Genomic DNA, 17,855 nt, shown 5'->3' on the forward strand with positions numbered 1-17,855 from the left:
AGAACACGTTATCGTTTGGCTCCCCACCGACCTGTGACGGGCCCCGGGATATCCGGCGAAACCGCAGGTGCGCCCGTCGGTACCCGGCCCGTCCGTCGATACGTTCGCCCGGGAGAGCGGCGTGACCGGTATGCCGAGCGTATTCGCCGATCAGGTGTGGACAGGCCCGGCGCAGGCCGAACCGGAGGCCCCCGGCGAAAGGTGCCGGGCCGTTTCACTCGGCGCGGGCGAAACGGGCGGCGGGGGAACCGTGTACCAGGCCCGAGGGCAGTCTCCGCCCACACAGGACCATCAGCAGATGCTGGGCTCGGCCGGTCAGGCCCTCACCCGTACCGAACGACCAGTCCAGATCGTCGGCGCGCAAACGGACACCGTCGAGGTCGACGCCGAAATAGCGCACCTGTTTCGGGCCGGCCTCCTCCAGGATCATGCGTATCCACTCCACCGGCACCAGGTGATCCAGACCGAGAGCGATCGTGATATCCAGGCCGTGGATCACATCGTGGCTCAGCGCGCCGATATAGCCACCGCCCGGCGGCTTCCACGGATGATGCACATTGTCGCGCAGCGAGGCCAGCAGTTCGGCGTCGCTCAACCGCGCGGCATCGGCTTTGGCCTGGCGGTCGGACATCCGGTTGAAGCGGCCACCGGCCTTGATCATGCCCATCAGGAACTGCCTGCTCGACAGGCGATACGGCATGGTCATATGCGCCACCACCTCGCGTACCCGCCATCCTGCGCACAGACTGGGCGCGGCCCATTGCTCCTCGTCCAGACCGGTGAGCAGCTCCACCAGGTCCTGGCGCTGCCCCGCGGTCGCCTCCCGCGCAGCGGTCTCCGTCATCGGCACTCCTCGTCGTCTCGATCGATGGTCTGCTCTGGTGACGGTGTTCGGTGGCCGTATTCATCGGTGGAAGTGGGTGATACCGTCCTGCCGACGGCCGACCGCGATCCATGGGAGGATTCGGACGGTCGCACACAACACCAGAGCACCACCGGTCGCCGGGAGGACGACGATGCCGACGACACAACTGACCCAACAGACCTTCGACAGGGCTGTGGCCGCCGACCACATCGTGTTGGTGATGTTCGGCGCGGCGTGGTGCGGGTGGACCGACCGATTCGTGCCCATCTACGAGGCCTCCTCCGAAACCCATCGCGATATCGTGCACGCCGTCGTCGACGGCGATGCCGAGGTGGAGTTGCGGGCCGCCACCCAGATCGACAGCTATCCCTGGCTCCGGGGCTTCCGCGAAGGGCTGCTGGTCTATTCCACATCCGGTTTCCTGCCCGCCGATCACCTCGAAGAGGTCATGCAGCAGATCCGTTGGATGGATATGGAGACCGTACGCCGGGAGCACGGCCGGGCCACCGCGCCGGAGGAGACCGGCTCCGCGCCGGCGTCCCGGGCCGGTCTCGCCCCGGGCCCGATGCGCTACGGGTGGCCGGGGCTGGAGACGTCGTGACGGTCGAGGTGCTCGACCACCCCGAACCGGGTGGGCCATGGCGCGATGAGGAGCCGCGCCGCGCCGCGCTGCCGGTGTCCATGATCGAGCGTATGACCCTGATCCTGGACTCGTTCGACGCCGCGACCCCGGTCCTCACCCTGCACGGGCTCGTCGAACGTACCGGCCTGCCCCGCTCGACGGTGCACCGCATCCTGGATCAGATGACCCGCCTGCGTTGGCTGGCGCATACACCGGGCGGCTATCGGCTCGGCCTGCGCACACTCGAACTGGGGGGTCTGGCCGCCGGCCACAACGAACTGCGCACCGTCGTCGGGCCGCTGCTGCACGAACTGTGTCTGCGCACCGAATCGGTGGGACATCTGGGCGTTCTGGACGGTCGAGACGTGCTGTACCTGGACAAGGCGGGCGGCAGGCACAGCGTGACCGTCCCGACCCGGCTCGGCGGTCGGATGCCCGCGCACAGCACCGCCCTGGGCAAGACCCTGCTGGCGGCGCTGGACCCCGGCATCGTGGAGAAGTCACTGCACGAACAGCTTCCGCAGCTGACCCCGCGCACCATCGGGAACCGGGCCGACCTGCACCGTGAACTCACGCGTATCCGGAAACGGCAGGGCGTGGCCGTCGACAACGAGGAATCGGTGACCGGGATCCGCTGCGTGGCCGTGCCCATCCGACACCGCGGGGTCACCGTCGCGGCGGTGTCCCTGTCCACCCGTGTCGCGGTCGGTGGCGCGAGCGAGGACACCGCTCGACAGGCCCGACTGCTCATTCCGTTGGCGAACGAAGCCGCTCGGCTGCTGAACCGGAGATGATCGGTGCGCGGATCACCGCGCGTCCGGGTCGGCGGGCGGGGACACGCCGGCCGCGGCAAAGGGACCGGCCGAGTGGTTCACCGGTGAGGTCCGGTTCGACCGGGTCCATCAGGGACAGGAGCCGTCGCGGTGTCCACCGACCATCCGCCCGGGTCGGTGACACGAGCCGAAGGGGTACTGCCAATGCCCCCGCTGACCGGTCACTCCACCGCTGCCCACCTTCGCCCTAGGGTTGAGGACATGACCACTTCGACCCGCACCCTCAACAACGGCATCACGATGCCTGCCCTCGGGTTCGGCGCCTACCAGACCCCGTCGGAACAGACCGTCGCCGCCGTGGAAGCGGCGCTGGAGACCGGCTACCGGCACATCGACACCGCCGTGGTCTATGGCAACGAACGCCAGGTCGGCGAAGCCGTGCGCCGCTCCGGGCTCGCCCGCGACGAGGTCTTCCTCGAGACCGAGATCCGGATCACCGACTTCACCCCGAGCAGCGAACAGCTCACCGCCATCGACGCCCTCGACACCGGCGTGCGCGGCGGCCCGGAACCGGCCGACATCACCCGCGAGAACTTCGGTATCGAGATCCCCGACCCCTGAGGACATCATGCACACACGAACGCTCGGCCACGGTCTGCAGGTCTCGGCCATCGGTCTCGGCTGCATGGGCATGTCGCAGAGTTACGGCCCCAACCCCGGCGATCGGGACGATATGACCGGCGTGATCCGCTACGCCGTCGAAGAAGCGGGGGTGACCTTCTTCGACACCGCCGAAGTCTACGGCCCCTACGTCAACGAAGAACTCGTCGGACAGGCCCTGGCACCGCTGCGCGAGCAGGTGGTGATCGCCACCAAGTTCGGCTGGAACATCCAGGACGGCAAGATGGCCGGTACCGACTCCCGCCCCGAGCAGATCAAACGGGTCGCCGACGCCTCCCTGCGACGACTCGGCGTAGAGACGATCGACCTGTTCTACCAGCATCGGGTGGATCCCGACGTCTCGATCGAAGATGTCGCCGGGGCAGTCGGCGAACTCGTGCAGACCGGCAAGGTCCGCCACTTCGGGCTCTCCGAAGCAGGCGCCGATACCATCCGCCGAGCCCACGCCGTCCACCCCGTCACCGCGGTACAGAGCGAATACTCGTTGTGGACCCGCGACCCCGAGCCCGAAGTGCTGCCGACCTGCGCCGAACTCGGCATCGGATTCGTGCCCTTCAGCCCACTCGGCAAGGGCTTCCTCACCGGCACCGTCGCCGCCTCGGCGGAATTCCCCCTCAGCGACATCCGGGCCACGATACCTCGATTCGCCGCCGGCAATATCGACGCCAACCAGGCACTGATAGCCCAGGTGCGTGCGATCGCCGACACGAAGGGCGCCACCCCGGGGCAGATCGCCCTGGCCTGGCTGCTCGCCAAGCAGCCCTGGATCGCTCCCATCCCCGGCACCCGACGCCGAGAGCGGATCGACGAGAACGCCGCCGCCACCCGGGTAGCCCTGTCCGCCGACGAGATCGCCGATCTCGACACCCTCCCGGCCCGCGTCGGTGTCCGAGGTGATCGCTATAACGCCGCCGGTATGGCCATGGTCGGCCGGTGAGGGAGGAATGAACACGTAGGGTCACAGAGGTTACATCCCGCTGCTTCCCCGGAAAGCCGGGCTGTTGGCTCGATAAAGGTAGTCCGTGCGCCGATACGGCGTGGTGTCAGTGTTCGCCCGCCGGCGCCGCGGCGATCGAGCGTCCGGCGGCGCGGCCGGAGAAGATGCACCCACCGAGGAATGTGCCCTCCAACGCGTTGTAGCCGTGCACACCACCGCCGCCGAACCCGGCCACCTCGCCGGCCGCGTACAAGCCGGGCAGCGGGGTGCCGTCCGGGCGCATGACCTGTGAATCCAGGTTGGTCTGCAGACCACCCAGGGTTTTGCGGGTGAGGATGTTCAACCGCACCGCGATGAGCGGACCGGCCGCCGGGTCCAGGATCCGATGGGGTTTGGCGACCCGGGCCGCCTTGTCGCCGAAGAAGGTGCGGGCGTTGTGAATCGCCATCACCTGGGCGTCCTTGGCGAACTTGTTGGTGATCTCGCGGTCGCGGGCGATGATCTGACGTTCCATATCGTCGTAGTCCAGTTTCGGACCGCGCGCGAGCTTGTTCATCCCGTCGACGAGTTCGAGCAGCGTATCGGCGACCACGAAGTCGACGCCATGCTTCTTGAACGCCTCCACCGGCCCCGGCGCGCCATGGGCGAACCGACTGCGCACCGTGGCCAGCCGATCCTTGGCGGTGATATCGGGATTCTGCTCCGAACCCGAGAGCGCGAACTCCTTCTCGATGATCGACTGGGTGAGCACGAACCACGAATAGTCGTACCCGGTCGACAGGATCGCCTTCATGGTCGAGTTGGTGTCGAAACCGGGGAAACACGGTGCGGGCAGCCGTTTACCGTTCGCGTCGAACCACAGCGACGACGGGCCGGGAATGATCCGGATGGCGTGGTCGGGCCAGATCGGATCCCAATTGTGGATGCCCTCCGTGTAATGCCACATCCGGTCGCGGTTCACGATCGCCCCGCCCGCGGTCTCGCTGATGCCGAGCATCCGGCCGTCCACATGCGCGGGCACCCCGGAGATGAGTGTCTTCGGGGCCGGCCCGAGCCGGTCGGTCGGCCAGTTCTGGCGGATGATGTCGTAATTGTGGCCGATCCCGCCGGAGGCCACGATCACCGCGCGGGCGCGGAACTCGAAATCGCCCACCACCTCGCGGGAGGACGCCACTCCGCGGGCGAGGTTCGTCGGCTCCAGGACGCTGCCCCGCACCCCGGTGACGGCTCCGTCGGTGACGATCAACTCGTCCACCCGATGCCGGAACGCGAACCGCACCAGTCCCTTCTTCTCGGCTTCCGATACCGGGTTCAGGAAGACCTCGAGCACCCCTGGGCCGGTACCCCATGAGATATGGAACCTCGGCACGGAATTACCGTGACCGTCGGCCATCGCGCCGCCGCGTTCGGCCCAGCCGACCAGCGGAGTAACCCGCAAACCGAGGCCGTAGAGATAGTCGCGCTTCTCGCCGGCCGCGAACCGGACGTACTCCTGCGCCCACTGCCGCGCCCAGTGATCCTCGTCGTCGCGGTCGAAACCGGCCGAACCCAGCCAGTCCTGGAGAGCCAACTCGTAGGAGTCCTTGATACCGAGCCGTCGCTGCTCCGGACTGTCCACGAAGAACAGCCCGCCCAGCGACCAGAATGCCTGCCCGCCCAGGTTGTTGCGGTTCTCCTGGTCCAGCACCAACACCTTGCGCCCGGCCGCGGTCAGCTCGTAGGTGGCGACCAGTCCGGCGAGCCCGGCACCGACGACGATGACCGCGGCCTCATCGGTGGGGAGTTCGCCGGTATCGGTGGTGGGTTCGGACACGGTTCACCCTTCGTTCGCGGTGCTCTAGGCCGGAATGTATCAGAACGCCGAGATCCGCAGCAGCGGGCGCGTCGATCCCGGAGACCTGTATCGATGTGGTCGACGACGGCGGCGTGTGGAGGCCCGCTCGACGACCGACCCGGACGGGCCCGCCCATCCGGTGCCGAGGAGTATCAGGAGAGCCGTTGGGCGGGGAACTCGGCGGCAAGGGCGTCGAAAACGGCGCGGTTCATGACGAACGCCCGCCGGCCCTCGTCGAGGATGCGACGACGCTCCAGATCGTCGGCCGGGATACGGTCGAGCAGGGCGCGGTATTCGCGTTTGAACGCCGCCGGGTTGCCGACGCCGTCGAAAACGTAGAACCGCACCCCGTCGCCGCGATGCGGCAGGCTCCACAACTTCTCCGCAGTCCCGCGAATGACCTGACCGCCGGACAGATCACCCATATAGCGGGTGTAGTGGTGGGCGATATAGCCCGCGGGCCAGTCCCGGGCGCATTCGGCGATCCGGTCGGCGTAGGCGAGCGTCGCGGGCAGCGGATCCAGGTTGTCGCGCCAGTCCGGCCCGTCCAGGTGGGTCAGATCCCGTTCCAGTTCCGCGGTCCGGAGCAGTTCCGGTCGCATGAACGGGCCCGTCACGGGATGGGCGGCGAGCTCGTCCCAGTGTGCTTCGAGCGCCTGGTAGACGAACCAGAGCTGAGCCGTGTAGCGCAGATACGACTCCGGCCCGAGGACGCCGCCGAGCATATCGGTGATGAACGTGGAGTTCTCCGCCTCCTCGTGCTCGCGGGCGGTGGCCTCGCGGATCATGGTGGAGAACGGCACCGTGTCCCGGTGGCCGGTGGCGGGGGTCGTGGGGCGCGCGGTCTCCGTCATCGGGCGAAACCTTCCTGCGGTGCTGTGCGGGTGGATTCGTCGCCGAGGCCACCCTGTCATCGCTTAGACGATACCGGTTCACCGTGGGCTCGGCGATGATCTCGAACTGCGGAACTCACCTCACCTGGACCGCGCACGCGGTGCCACGTCGGCGCGCCGGCCGTGCGCGGTGGTGCGCGGATGGGTCGGGATGGGGCCCGTCGTCGGGGAGCGCCGGTACATCGGCGGATGCGTCGCGATGCGCGGAGGGACCGGCGCGTCCGCGGCGGCATGGGGGCGGGCCGGGACGGGATGGGGGCGCACCGGTACCGTGCTCGACCGGCGTTTCCGCAGACTCACCCTCGCCGGGATCAGCCGACGGCGGACCACCGGGCGACGCAGCGAACCGAACCGGCGCAGGATCGGTGGGCGGCGGACCGTACGGTCGAACCATTCACCCAGCGTCACCCCGCCCGCCAGCGCACAGCCGATACCGACCGCCGCCAGCAGTTGGTCGGCGCCGAGGGCCAACTGCTCGTTGAGCAGACCGTAGAGCCCCCGGTACACGCTCAGACCCGGCAGCAGCGGCGTGATGCCGGCCACTGCGACGACCAGTGGCGGCGTGAGCGCGCGCCGCGCCATCAGGCCACCGCCCAGACCGATGACGGTCGCGGCGACACCGGCGGCGAACACCGGGCCGAACCCGGCCGAGCCGACCAGCAGATAGCAGATGGTGCCCGCCGCGCCGCTGACCGCCGCCGCGGCCAGCGCGCGCCGTTCCGCGTAGCAGGCCAACGCGAAAGCCAGGGCGGCCACCGCACCGGCGGCGACCTGGACCGGCAGCGAGGTGATGACCTGTCCCGGACGCAGGTCCAGGGCCGGTACGGTGGCGCCGAATGTATCGCCTACCCGCAGCGCCACGGCGATCCCGGCGATGATGCCGCCGGTCATCATGAGCAGTTCGAACATCCGGGCCGCAGCGGTGATCGGCGCGCCGGTTATCGCGTCCTGTACCGAACCGACCAGGCTCAGCCCGCTGAGCAGCACGGTGATCCCGGCGGCGATGATGAGCGTGGCGTTCACTTCCATGTGCAGCGGCCCCGCGAAGGTGGCCAGGACGATCGCCGGCGCGGCGGCAATGGCACCGCCGACCAGGTGCTGGAAGAAGAACGGCAGTCCGTGCCGATTGAGCACCCGGTTGGTGCGGTCGATGATGGCGGTGGTAGCGAAGCTGAGCACACCGACGACCAGACCGCCACCGAGCAGCACCGCGATCGCCGCCGCCATCGCCGACCAGCCGAAGGTCGCGGTCCATCGGCTGTACGGGTGCGGAGCGGAGGTGATCTCGTCCAGGGCCGCCCGCGCCTCGTTCGGCGGCACGACCTGGTTGCGAATGCGCCTGGTCAGCCGGTCGACGGCGGCGAGCCGGGTGAAGTCCAGCGACCGGTACTGCACAATCCGCATGGAGCTGGCGGGCGGCAGGTTCGGGCCGCGGTGCACGTAGATGTGGATCGCGTTGTAGGTGACGTCGACATCGCAGCGGGACAGGCCGTAGGTGGCGGCGATGAACCGCACGGTGGTGGAGGTGTCGGTGACGGCCGAGCCGGAGGCCAACACCACCTCGCCTATCCGCACCGCCAGGTCGAGCACTTCGGCGACCGCGGCGTCGTCGGCGAGGTCGATCGGCTGCAGCGGTGCCGGTGCGGCGACGATCGTATCGGCCGTCGCCTGCCGGTCGGCGACCAGCTTTCCTACGGCCTGGGATACCGCGGGCAAACGCAACCGCATGGGTCGACGAGGCCCGCGGGCGGGCGAGTCGTCGGCCTGGGTTTCGGTGTTCACCTCTTCCGGGAGTACGTATGCAGCCACAGCCGCGAAGGTAGTCACCCGACAGCGGTGAGTACCAGGCGAAAACGCCTCTCTCTTTTGTGATCTCACTTACTTTTAGGTTTGAACTTCAGTCCCGCTGATAAAAGAGCGCGTTCGCATCGACAGAGCAGATACTTCGTATTCGGATACGCGGTACCGGGTACACGTCCCTGTCCGCTCCGACCGCACGCCACGGCCCGCCGGTGCTCTTCGGATGTACCACCGGCCTCGCTCCGGCCGTACGGTCTGTCGAGGGACCGCGGGTGATCGCGCCTATTAAGGTCGAAGCCATGGACACCGGCACCACAGCGACGGCGGAGCGGTTGCGGCAAGCACTGGACGGACCCTGGAGCGAGGTCCGCGAACAGGCGAGGGTCCACTTGGCCGACGAACGGTTCGCGGGGGACCCGAGCCTCGACCATCGGGCCGCGCGCGCTCGTGCCCTCGAGCAGATGCGCGTGCTGGCCGCACTGGGTTACGCGGAAAAGGGATTCCGCAAGGAGCACGGTGGCACCGGGGAGCCCGGCGCGGCGGTCGTGGCCCTGGAGATGGTCGCGTACGCCGATCTGTCGCTGTGGGTGAAGTCGGGGGTGCAGTGGGGTCTGTTCGGCGGTGCGGTGGAAAACCTCGGCACCGAACGGCATCGGCAGTGCATCGAACGGCTGATCTCCCTGGATCTACTCGGCTGTTTCGCCATGACCGAATCCGGACACGGCAGTGATGTCGCCCATCTGGAAACCACCGCCACCTACGACCCGGCCACCGAGGAATTCGTGGTGCACACCCCCACGCCGTCGGCCCGGAAGGACTATATCGGCGGCGCCGCCGAACATGCCCGGATGGCGGCGGTATTCGCCCAGCTGCATACTCCCTCCGGTAACCAGGGTGTGCACTGCCTGCTGGTACCGATCCGGGACGAGGACGGCAACGACCTGCCCGGCGTCACCACCTCCGACTGCGGCCTCAAGGGTGGTCTGCCCGGCGTCGACAACGGCCGGATCGTCTTCGACCACGTGCGGGTGCCGCGCGAGAACCTGCTCAACCGCTACGCCGATGTCGCGCCCGACGGCACCTACACCTCCCAGATCGAGAACCCCAGCCGCCGGTTCTTCACCACCCTGGGCACCCTGGTGCGTGGCCGGATCAGCGTGGGCGGGGCCGCGGCGGCGGGTGCCCGCGTGGCCTTGAGCATCGCGCTGCGGTACGCGCTGAAGCGACGCCAGTTCGGCAATCCGGACGACGGCGGCGAAACCCTGCTGTTGGACTATCGGATGCATCAGCGCAGGCTGCTGCCACTGCTGGCCCACTCGTACGCGCTGGCGTTCGCGCAGAACGACCTGGTGCGCCGCATGGACCTCATACAGACCGGCCAGGACCACGAGCCCGGCTCGCAACGGGCCCTGGAGAAACGGGCCGCCGGCCTCAAGGTCGCCCAGACCCGGCATGCCACCCGCACCATCCAGGAATGCCGCGAGGCCTGCGGCGGCGCCGGATATCTCACCGAGAACCGGCTGGTCACCCTGAAGGCCGATACCGACGTCTTCACCACCTTCGAGGGCGATAATGTCGTCTTGACCCAGCTGGTCGCCAAGGAACTGCTCACCGCCTACGCCGACGAGGTCCGCGATCTGGACGCGCTGGGCTGGGTACGGTTCGCCGCCACCATGGCCGGGGATGTGGTGCGCAAGACCTCCGGGGTGCGTCAGCTCATCCAGACCCTGCGCGACCGCGGCGGCGATATCGTAGAGGAAGGGGATCTGTCCCGGCGCGCGGTGCAACTGCAGCTGTTCGCCGACCGGGAGGACTACCTGATCCGCACCGCCGCGCACCGGCTGCGCGCCCGGGCCGAGGAGACCGGTCCGTTCGAGGCGTTCAACAATGCCCAGGACCATATTCTCGCCGCCGGTGCCGCGCATATCGACCGGCTGGTGTTGGAGGCCTTCATCGAGGGGATCAGCGGTATCGAGGATCTCGAGGCCCGGGAACTCGCGGAACGGGTCTGCGATCTCCATGTGTACTCGCTGCTGGAGCAGAACTCGGCCTGGTTCATCATGCACCGGTTCATGACGGTGGAACGGGCCAAGGCCGTGCGCCGGGGCGTGAACGAACTCGTCGACCGGCTGCGTCCGGACGCCCTCACCTTGGTCGAGGGGCTGGGCGTACCGGAGAACATGCTGCGCGCGGCGATGCTCGACGACGCGAGCGTCTACGAACGCCGGTAGACCGAGTCGGCCCGTGGGTCAGGCGCGCGGGGTGCGGCGCGCATACGCCCACCCCACCGCCGCGGCGGCCCAGCAGAACAGGGCGGACAAGGCGACCGCCGCCCCCGCCCCGCCGACGATATCGGTGGGTTGGTGATAGTCGAGCGCGATCACCCCGATCCCACCGACGGCCAGGGCGCATACGGTGAGCAACACCAGCACGATCCGGGCCCGCAGCGACCGCGATCAGGTGCACGGTATGGCCGCTCGGATAGGCGAGATAGTCGTGCAGCGGCCGGTGCCACACCGGTTTCAGCACCCAGGTGTTCACCGACACCGCGACCTCCGGCGCCAGCACCATCACCGTGGTCTCCCACCAGCGCCGCTGCCAGGCGAACCAGGCTGCTCCCGCGCACAGCAGCGCCAGCACCACCCAGGTGTTGGTGGCCAGCGCCAGCACCTCGGCCAACCACGGGTGCGGATCCAGCGCGGTGTTCACCGGGTCGCTCACCACCTCGTCGAAGGCGGTCGCCGCGCCGTCGTGCGGAAGGGTCTCCGCCACACCGACGGTCACGGCGGTGCCGACCGCGGCCGTGCCGGCCAGTCCGGCGTGCCGAGGAGCTCGAAGCGGTCCGAACCCGGTGGCCGGCTCAGGGTGCGGTCCACTGCCGGGGGAGCCCGCGCCCGGCTCGCCCGAGTAACGCGGTCCCGGGTCGGTTTTCACCGGACCGACGATAGTCGTAGACCGCGTATCAGGGCAGGCCCCGATACCGCGGTCCCGCGTCCGGGCCCGCGGCGGTGTGCTCAGCCCGGGCCGTAGGTGAGGAACGCGCTGATCACGAACCAGACCAACCAGGCCGCGGCGACGAACATGCCGATGGCCAGGGCGGTCCGCATGAAGGCACGTCCGAAATCCATGTCGCCGTATTCTCGGGGGTAGAGTCGCCACGGGCTGTACCAGGGCGAGCGCAGGGCCGCCAATCTCGACGCGTTCGCCTCCTGGGTGGCGCGTGCCAGGTCCTCGGCATACTGTTCGGCCTCGGCCTGCGCCGGGCCGCCGTGCCACAGCGTGACATCGATCGGGCCGAGGAAGCCCTCGTCGAGCAGGTCCTGCGGCGGTGGCAGATACGGCAGGATCCCGAGACCGCGGAACGCGATCGCCACATCGTTGGCGGTCCAGCGGTGCGATTCCTTGCGGGCGAGCACCTCGAAATAGTGCCGCAGACGGTCGGCGTCATCGCCGACGATCACACCGAAACTCGGATCCTGCCACCGCTGTTCGACGTGCAGCCGGGCGCCGACCGGCGGCACGATCAGCACTACCCCGGACACCGCGCGCTGCCCCAGTCCCCGGGCGGCCAGCCAGCTCTGCAGGGCGAAGGTGTGGTCCCGCGACCGATCCAGCGGTGTGCGGCCCTCGCCGTCATCCAGGAAGACCGGCTTCCCGGATATCGCCCACGGTCCGTTCAACGGGATCTGCAACGTCCCGCCCAGCTGTGACGGCAGCGTGATCACCTCGATCACCACGCAGCTGGTGGGGGTCCAGACCACCGCGTCGAACTGGTGCAGCACATCGTCGTGGAAGAGGCTGCAGTTGACCGTGGTGACACCGTGCGGCACCCCCGAGTCCTGCCAACTCTGCAGCCAGTCGACCAATGCGCGTTCCGCACCGCTGCCTGTGCTGTTCCGCACCTGTACGAGCATCCGGCGACCCGCCCTTCACGTCGACACCCGGTACGGACAGGATACGGGCCGGCGGCGCCGACGCGAATCCCCGCGTGGCGCAGCGTGTCTGCGCCGTTCGGGTGTGTGCTGACCGATGGATGCGCCGACGGGCGGCGCCGCCATCGAAATTACTCGTCGCCGAGTTCCGCCGGAAGTTTTCCGGCGCGCACCGCGGCGAGGAGTTCCGCATGGTCGGCCTCGGTGCGATCGGCGTAGCGCACCGCGAACTCGGCGATCGCCTCGTCGAAGCGTGCGTCGTCGCCGAGATAGCCGCGGATCACGCGCGGATCGAGGGATCGGGCATGGGCGCGCGCCAGCAGGGCACCGGCCAGTCGGCCGTAGTCGTCCAGATCGTGGGGTTTCAGCTCCTGCGGGGCGATACCGCCCTTGAGGTTGCGGAACTGGCGCACGATGAACGGCAGCTCCCGTGTGCTTCCGTCGCTTGCGGGAACGGACATGGTCGTCCAACCCAGCAGGATATCGGTCTCGGCCTGAACCAGCCGGGCACCCTCGACGATGCGCCGGCCCTCGTGGTCGGCGGGGGAGAGGCCGAGTACCGGTGCCAGCGCGGGGGACGCGGCCTGTTTGAGCTGTAGCACCAGCACTTCCTCGCCGTTGCCGTGCAGCAGGGCGACATAGCTGTGCAGGCCGACGCTGCCGGTACCGACGATGCGGAAGGCGATATCGGAGACGGTGAACCGGCCCAGCAGTCCGCGCCGGGATTCACGCAGCGTATCGGCGTAACGTTCCAGGGCGTCGACAGCCGCCTCGGCGACTTGTTCGTCAACCCTGGTGAGGATCGGCGGGTCGCTGACGAACCGGTGCCGGCCGATCCCGGTCACGTGGTCGTCGAGGTGTTCGGTCCACTTCGCTGCGACCTTGGCGCTGGTGTTCTTCCGCGCCTTCTTGGCGGCCTTGCGGAAGTTGTCCAGTAGATCGTCGGCTTCGACCGCCTCGATGATCGATTCGTCCGGCAGCGCGGTCCACGAGCGCAGGAACGGCCACTCGGCGAGTTCGGCGATGGTGCGTCGGTAGGAGCGGGCGGCGTCGCGGGCGGCGGTGCGGCAGTCGTCGGCCTCGGCCTCGCCTTCCCGGCCCGCCAACACCAGACTCGCCGCCAGCCGCTCGAGATCCCATTCCCAGGGGCCCGGCACGGTTTCGTCGAAATCATTGATATCCATGACGATCTCACCGCGTGAGGTGCCGTACAGGCCGAAATTGGCCGCATGCGCGTCGCCGCACAGCTGCGCCGTGACCCCCGTGTCCGGGCTGCCCGCCAGATCGATCCCCATCAGCCCGGCCGCCCCGCGGTAGAAGGTGAAGGGCGAGGCGACCAGCCGACCGATCCGCAGCGGCACCAGGTGGGGTAGCCGTCCGGCATTGGTGGCCTGGATGTACTCGAGCACTCCCGGGCGTCCCGCAGTGCGCACCTGCCGGTCCCGTGCCGTGAGCGGCACCCGCTCCCGCAATGCCCGCCCCCGCGCGAGCGCCTCCTCGGCGGAGATGGACGAGCGCAACCGGATTCGACTGTTGGACACCTTCGGTACCGTACCGGTCGGTTGTTCACGGTTCGTCCGCCGTCGGCCCGGATGCCATGGCCGCGCGGCGGACGAACCGCTCAGGTCGCGTCGACCGGTGCGATCGGCAGCCACAGCGTGCCCGGCACCGGCGCCACCGGCCGGATGCGCCGGTACGGGGCCCCGAGCTCCGGACGGGGATCGGGCTCGTTCTTGGTCGGCCAGAATGCCATCGCCCGTTCCGTCTGGGCGGTGATGGTCGGCGAGGGGTTCACGCCGAGGTCGGTGGTGACGGCCGACCCGTCGCCACATGCAGCCCCGGATGGCCGTAGACGCGCTGGTAGGGGTCGATGACACCGGTTCGCGGGCTGTCGCCGATCACACACCCGCCGAAGTAGTGGGCGGTCGCCGGGATATCGAACACGTCCGTGTACAGCCCGTGGACATCGCCGTCGACCTTGCTCGCGAACCGGAGCCGATCACGACCACGTCGTAGTCGAATGCGGACATGAAATTCCTCTCACCTGTTCAGATGGATGAGATGGTTTCACATTCATCCTTTCAGGTCCGACACCATGGTGGGAATACTCCCGCGGCGCTCGCGGCGCGGGACGGAACGGGGATGATGAGGGGGTTGGTGGGCACCGAATCGGAGGGGTGGGGTATGCACGGGCGTGTGACGAGCGAATCGGGGGCCGGCGATTCCGGCACCACGGCATCCGAGAATTCCGGCGAGCCCATCGGCGGACCCGTCGAAAGGATCCTATCCGACCGGCTGCTGACCGTACCGAACGTATTGAGCGTGCTGCGACTGGTCGGCGTGCCGGTGTTCCTGTGGCTGCTCCTGGTGGAACATGCCGACGGGTGGGCGTTCACCCTGTTGGTCCTGAGCGGGGTCACCGACTTCCTGGACGGAAAACTCGCCCGGCTGCTGGACCAGTCCTCTCGGTTGGGCGCCCTGCTGGATCCGTTCGTCGACCGGTTGTACCTGGTGACGACCCTGACCGCCTTCGTGGTGCGCGGACTGATCCCATGGTGGGTGGCGGTCCTGCTGATCGGCCGGGACGCGGTGCTCACCCTGACCCTGTCGGTCTACCGGCGCCGCGACCTCGACCCGCCCGAGGTAATCTACCTGGGCAAGGCCGCCACCTTCGCGCTCATGTCGGCGCTGCCCTGGCTACTGGCCGGGCAGATGGACTGGGCGGGCGACGGATTCGGCCGGGCGTTCGGCGGCGCGCTGTTGGTCTGGGGCACCGTCGTGTATGTGTGGACCGGTCTGCTCTACACCGGCAAAGCCGTCGCGGTGGCCAGGGCGATACCGCTGCCGCCCAGGGCCGCCGACCGCGGACCGATATAGCAGACCGCGGAAAGGACGCCTCGCCGGGCGTCGGAGCGGACGAGCGACCGGGACTCGCATAGAGTTGCGGTCATCGTGCACGACGAAAGGACGCCACGTGACCCAGACCCCGGAGGATCTGCGCTACACCGAAGAGCACGAATGGGTGCTTCGGACGGAGCCGACCAGGGTGCGGGTCGGCATCACCGACTACGCTCAGTCGCAGCTCGGTGACGTCGTGTTCGTGCAGTTGCCGGAAACCGGTCTCGAGATCACCGCGGGAGACAGCGTCGCCGAGGTCGAATCGACCAAGAGCGTCTCCGACATCTATGCTCCCCTGAGCGCGAAAGTCATTGCGGTAAACCAGGATTTGGAGGCCACACCGGAACTGCTGAACAGTGATCCCTATGGCGAGGGATGGCTGTTCGAGCTCGAGGTCGGCGACGCAGCGGCACTGGATTCGGAACTCGGTGAACTGCTGGATGCCGCAGGTTATCAAGGAGTTATCGGGGACTGATCCCGCCTTCGAAGTTCTCCCTGCACGGGTGCGCCCCGGCAGGGTACGGTCAATGCCAACGACAGTGCCGCGCGGATTTCGCAAGACCGCGACGCGAGTCGCGATGCGGTACCTGCCCGCATGGTTATCAGGTTCGAGGAGGAGAGAAACGGTGAGCGAGAACAAAGACCCGGGTTACGGGGAGACCGCGGCCGAGACGACGTCGGTCTTCCGCGCGGATTTCCTGAACGAGGTCGAGGCGTCGCGCTCCGGAGAGCCGGCCGGCGAACAGCCGGTGCAGGGTGTCGAGGGCCTCCCGGTCGGGGCGGCGCTGCTGGTCGTCAAGCGCGGCCCGAACGCGGGTTCACGGTTCCTACTGGATCAGCCGACCACCTCGGCGGGCCGGCATCCCGACAGCGATATCTTCCTCGACGATGTCACCGTCAGCCGCCGCCACGCCGAGTTCCGGCAGGACGAGGATTCCTTCCAGGTGGTCGACGTGGGCAGCCTCAACGGCACCTACGTGAACCGGGAGCCGGTGGACTCGTCGGAGCTGCAGAACGGCGACGAGGTACAGATCGGGAAGTTCCGGCTGGTCTTCCTTACCGGTCCGCGGGCGCAGACCAGCGACTCCGCGGCCGGTGCGGGAAGCCTGTGACGGGAAGTTCCGAGATGGTGCGCCGATAACCGGCATCGGCGCGGGCACATGAAAGACTGGGTGTCATGACGGGCGCGGCACAGTGGGCGCACGGAGGTATGTCGATCGGCTCCGTGCTCGACCTGCTGCGCCCGGACTTCCCGGATATCACCATCTCCAAGATCCGATTCCTGGAGGCGGAGGGCCTGATCCACCCGGAACGCACCCCGTCCGGGTATCGCCGGTTCTCGGTAGCCGACTACGAACGCCTGCGCTTCGTCCTCACCGCCCAGCGCGATCAGTACCTGCCGTTGAAGGTGATCAAGGAACAGCTGGAGGCGATCGACAGCGGAGCGGCGACGCTCGGTGTGCGGGAGGCCCGCGCCCGAGCGCATACCACCCGTACCCAAGCCGCGCCGGCTTCGGTGGACGACGGCCGGTCGATCCGGCCCCGGATGCCGCGGCCCCTGGGCGTGGTGAACGGGGAGGTGTCGCCGGACGAGCTCCGCTTCGACCATGAGGTCCGGCTCACGCGGGCCGATCTGCTCGAGCAGGCCGAGGTCGATGAGAAATTTCTCACCGAACTGATCCACGCCAATCTCATCACCCCGGGACCCGCCGGGTTCTTCGACGCCGACGACGTAACCTTGGCCGCGACGGCGCGCGCCCTGTCCGAGTTCGGTCTGGAGGCGCGGCATCTGCGCGCGTTCAAACTGGCCGCCGACCGAGAGGCCGCCCTGATCGCGCAGATCGCGGCCCCGATCGCCAAGAGCCGCGACGCCGGTGCGCGGGCGCGGGCGGAGGAGACGGTGCGCGAGCTGGCGGCGCTGTCGCTGACCCTGCACGCCGTCCTGGTGAAAGCGTCGGTGCGCGGTTCGCTCGGCGGCTGAGCCGCCGAATCGACCCGCCTCGGGGATCGACATATCGATTTCTCGGGGGACGGAAGCAATCGCGACGGGACCGAGAATTCGCCTAGACTCGTGGTACGGCGAGCTCGGTAGCGGCGAGAACGAGCGGCCGCGATTATGGGAGGCAGTGCGATGAGCGAAATGCGCGTGATCGGCATCCGTGTCGAACAGCCACAGAACCAGCCCGTACTGCTGCTCCGGGAGGTGAGTGGGGAACGTTACCTGCCGATCTGGATCGGACAGGCCGAGGCCACCGCCATCGTGCTGGAGCAGGAGGGTGTCACCCCGATCCGTCCGCTCACCCACGATCTGATCAAAATTCTGATCGCAGACCTCGGGCATACGCTCAAGGAGGTCCGCATCGTGGATCTGCAGGAGGGTACGTTTTACGCCGACCTGGTGTTCGAGAACGATCTGCGGATCTCGGCCCGACCGTCCGACTCGGTGGCGATCGCGTTGCGGGTCGGTTGCCCGATCTATGCCGAGGAGCCGGTGCTCGACGAGGCCGGTCTGGTCATGCCGGACGAACGCGAGGACGAGGTGGAGAAGTTCAAGGAGTTCCTCGAGTCGGTGTCGCCGGACGATTTCAAGGCGACCGACAGCTGAACACCCCATGAATAA

17 protein-coding genes and 2 pseudogenes are annotated in these 17,855 nt (G+C 68.2%); 11 read left to right on the forward strand and 8 right to left on the reverse strand.

Annotated features, from left to right (window positions below; translation table 11 throughout):
- Positions 1 to 214 precede the first annotated feature (214 nt).
- Entirely contained in the window at positions 215 to 844 is a 630-nt protein-coding gene (locus ON20_RS11350) for a maleylpyruvate isomerase family mycothiol-dependent enzyme (RefSeq protein ID WP_040835147.1), read from the reverse strand.
- Between the two features lie 172 nt (positions 845 to 1,016).
- On the opposite strand from ON20_RS11350, the gene ON20_RS11355 reads away from it, so the two are divergent.
- The 4 genes and pseudogenes from ON20_RS11355 to ON20_RS11370 all read left to right on the forward strand — a co-directional run bounded on the left by ON20_RS11355 (position 1,017) and on the right by ON20_RS11370 (position 3,878).
- Positions 1,017 to 1,466, forward strand: coding sequence for a thioredoxin family protein (locus ON20_RS11355; protein ID WP_040835148.1), 450 nt, complete (start codon positions 1,017 to 1,019; stop codon positions 1,464 to 1,466).
- Positions 1,463 to 2,281 carry an IclR family transcriptional regulator gene (locus tag ON20_RS11360; RefSeq protein ID WP_040835149.1) on the forward strand — a complete coding sequence of 273 codons (819 nt, stop codon included), beginning with the start codon at positions 1,463 to 1,465 and terminating at the stop codon, positions 2,279 to 2,281. Before ON20_RS11355 ends, ON20_RS11360 begins: the two co-directional genes overlap by 4 nt.
- Before the next feature lie 240 nt (positions 2,282 to 2,521).
- A pseudogene (locus ON20_RS11365) lies at positions 2,522 to 2,764 on the forward strand (aldo/keto reductase); the annotation flags it as partial.
- A gap of 124 nt (positions 2,765 to 2,888) precedes the next feature.
- On the forward strand, positions 2,889 to 3,878 hold the full coding sequence (locus ON20_RS11370) for an aldo/keto reductase (protein WP_040835152.1): 990 nt from the start codon (positions 2,889 to 2,891) through the stop codon (positions 3,876 to 3,878).
- A gap of 106 nt (positions 3,879 to 3,984) precedes the next feature.
- Here ON20_RS11370 and ON20_RS11375 read toward each other — a convergent pair whose 3' ends face one another.
- The 3 genes from ON20_RS11375 to ON20_RS11385 all read right to left on the reverse strand — a co-directional run bounded on the left by ON20_RS11375 (position 3,985) and on the right by ON20_RS11385 (position 8,321).
- Positions 3,985 to 5,691, reverse strand: coding sequence for an FAD-binding dehydrogenase (locus tag ON20_RS11375; RefSeq protein WP_174361879.1), 1,707 nt, complete (start codon positions 5,689 to 5,691; stop codon positions 3,985 to 3,987).
- Positions 5,692 to 5,864: 173 nt separating this feature from the next.
- The gene (locus ON20_RS11380; protein ID WP_051162202.1) at positions 5,865 to 6,566 is read right to left on the reverse strand and encodes a biliverdin-producing heme oxygenase; all 702 of its coding nucleotides are present in this window, start codon (positions 6,564 to 6,566) and stop codon (positions 5,865 to 5,867) included.
- A gap of 120 nt (positions 6,567 to 6,686) precedes the next feature.
- A complete protein-coding gene (locus tag ON20_RS11385; RefSeq protein WP_169332331.1) occupies positions 6,687 to 8,321 on the reverse strand; it encodes a threonine/serine exporter family protein in 1,635 nt (544 codons plus the stop codon).
- Positions 8,322 to 8,704: 383 nt separating this feature from the next.
- Here ON20_RS11385 and ON20_RS11390 point away from each other — a divergent pair, with 383 nt between their 5' ends.
- Positions 8,705 to 10,636, forward strand: a complete 1,932-nt coding sequence (locus tag ON20_RS11390; RefSeq protein WP_040835183.1) for an acyl-CoA dehydrogenase family protein — start codon at positions 8,705 to 8,707, stop codon at positions 10,634 to 10,636.
- An 18-nt stretch (positions 10,637 to 10,654) separates the two neighbouring features.
- On the opposite strand, the gene ON20_RS38755 is transcribed toward ON20_RS11390, so the two are convergent.
- Entirely contained in the window at positions 10,655 to 10,831 is a 177-nt protein-coding gene (locus tag ON20_RS38755) for a hypothetical protein (protein WP_245547180.1), read from the reverse strand.
- 107 nt (positions 10,832 to 10,938) lie between these two features.
- Here ON20_RS38755 and ON20_RS38760 point away from each other — a divergent pair, with 107 nt between their 5' ends.
- Positions 10,939 to 11,316 carry a hypothetical protein gene (locus tag ON20_RS38760; RefSeq protein ID WP_040835155.1) on the forward strand — a complete coding sequence of 126 codons (378 nt, stop codon included), beginning with the start codon at positions 10,939 to 10,941 and terminating at the stop codon, positions 11,314 to 11,316.
- A 103-nt stretch (positions 11,317 to 11,419) separates the two neighbouring features.
- Here ON20_RS38760 and ON20_RS11405 read toward each other — a convergent pair whose 3' ends face one another.
- The 3 genes and pseudogenes from ON20_RS11405 to ON20_RS34335 all read right to left on the reverse strand — a co-directional run.
- Positions 11,420 to 12,307: a nuclease-related domain-containing protein gene (locus tag ON20_RS11405; RefSeq protein ID WP_245547181.1), complete on the reverse strand. Its 888-nt coding sequence runs from the start codon at positions 12,305 to 12,307 to the stop codon at positions 11,420 to 11,422.
- A 161-nt stretch (positions 12,308 to 12,468) separates the two neighbouring features.
- A complete protein-coding gene (locus ON20_RS11410) occupies positions 12,469 to 13,878 on the reverse strand; it encodes a DUF2252 domain-containing protein (protein WP_040835185.1) in 1,410 nt (469 codons plus the stop codon).
- A gap of 80 nt (positions 13,879 to 13,958) precedes the next feature.
- Positions 13,959 to 14,329: pseudogene (locus tag ON20_RS34335) on the reverse strand (GMC oxidoreductase); the annotation flags it as partial.
- 267 nt (positions 14,330 to 14,596) lie between these two features.
- Between ON20_RS34335 and ON20_RS11415 the strand changes: the two are divergent.
- From ON20_RS11415 to ON20_RS11435, 5 genes are all read left to right on the forward strand, one after another.
- Positions 14,597 to 15,214: a CDP-alcohol phosphatidyltransferase family protein gene (locus ON20_RS11415; protein ID WP_040835188.1), complete on the forward strand. Its 618-nt coding sequence runs from the start codon at positions 14,597 to 14,599 to the stop codon at positions 15,212 to 15,214.
- A gap of 97 nt (positions 15,215 to 15,311) precedes the next feature.
- A complete protein-coding gene (gene gcvH, locus ON20_RS11420) occupies positions 15,312 to 15,710 on the forward strand; it encodes a glycine cleavage system protein GcvH (RefSeq protein ID WP_040835158.1) in 399 nt (132 codons plus the stop codon).
- A 151-nt stretch (positions 15,711 to 15,861) separates the two neighbouring features.
- Positions 15,862 to 16,347 carry an oxoglutarate dehydrogenase inhibitor Odhl gene (odhI, locus tag ON20_RS11425; protein ID WP_040835160.1) on the forward strand — a complete coding sequence of 162 codons (486 nt, stop codon included), beginning with the start codon at positions 15,862 to 15,864 and terminating at the stop codon, positions 16,345 to 16,347.
- A gap of 65 nt (positions 16,348 to 16,412) precedes the next feature.
- Positions 16,413 to 17,216: a transcriptional regulator FtsR gene (ftsR, locus tag ON20_RS11430; protein WP_040835162.1), complete on the forward strand. Its 804-nt coding sequence runs from the start codon at positions 16,413 to 16,415 to the stop codon at positions 17,214 to 17,216.
- A gap of 150 nt (positions 17,217 to 17,366) precedes the next feature.
- Entirely contained in the window at positions 17,367 to 17,840 is a 474-nt protein-coding gene (locus tag ON20_RS11435; protein WP_040835164.1) for a bifunctional nuclease family protein, read from the forward strand.
- Positions 17,841 to 17,855: the final 15 nt, after the last annotated feature.

The sequence above is a fragment of the Nocardia brevicatena NBRC 12119 genome (assembly GCF_000308495.1).
Classification (GTDB): Bacteria; Actinomycetota; Actinomycetes; order Mycobacteriales; family Mycobacteriaceae; genus Nocardia; species Nocardia brevicatena.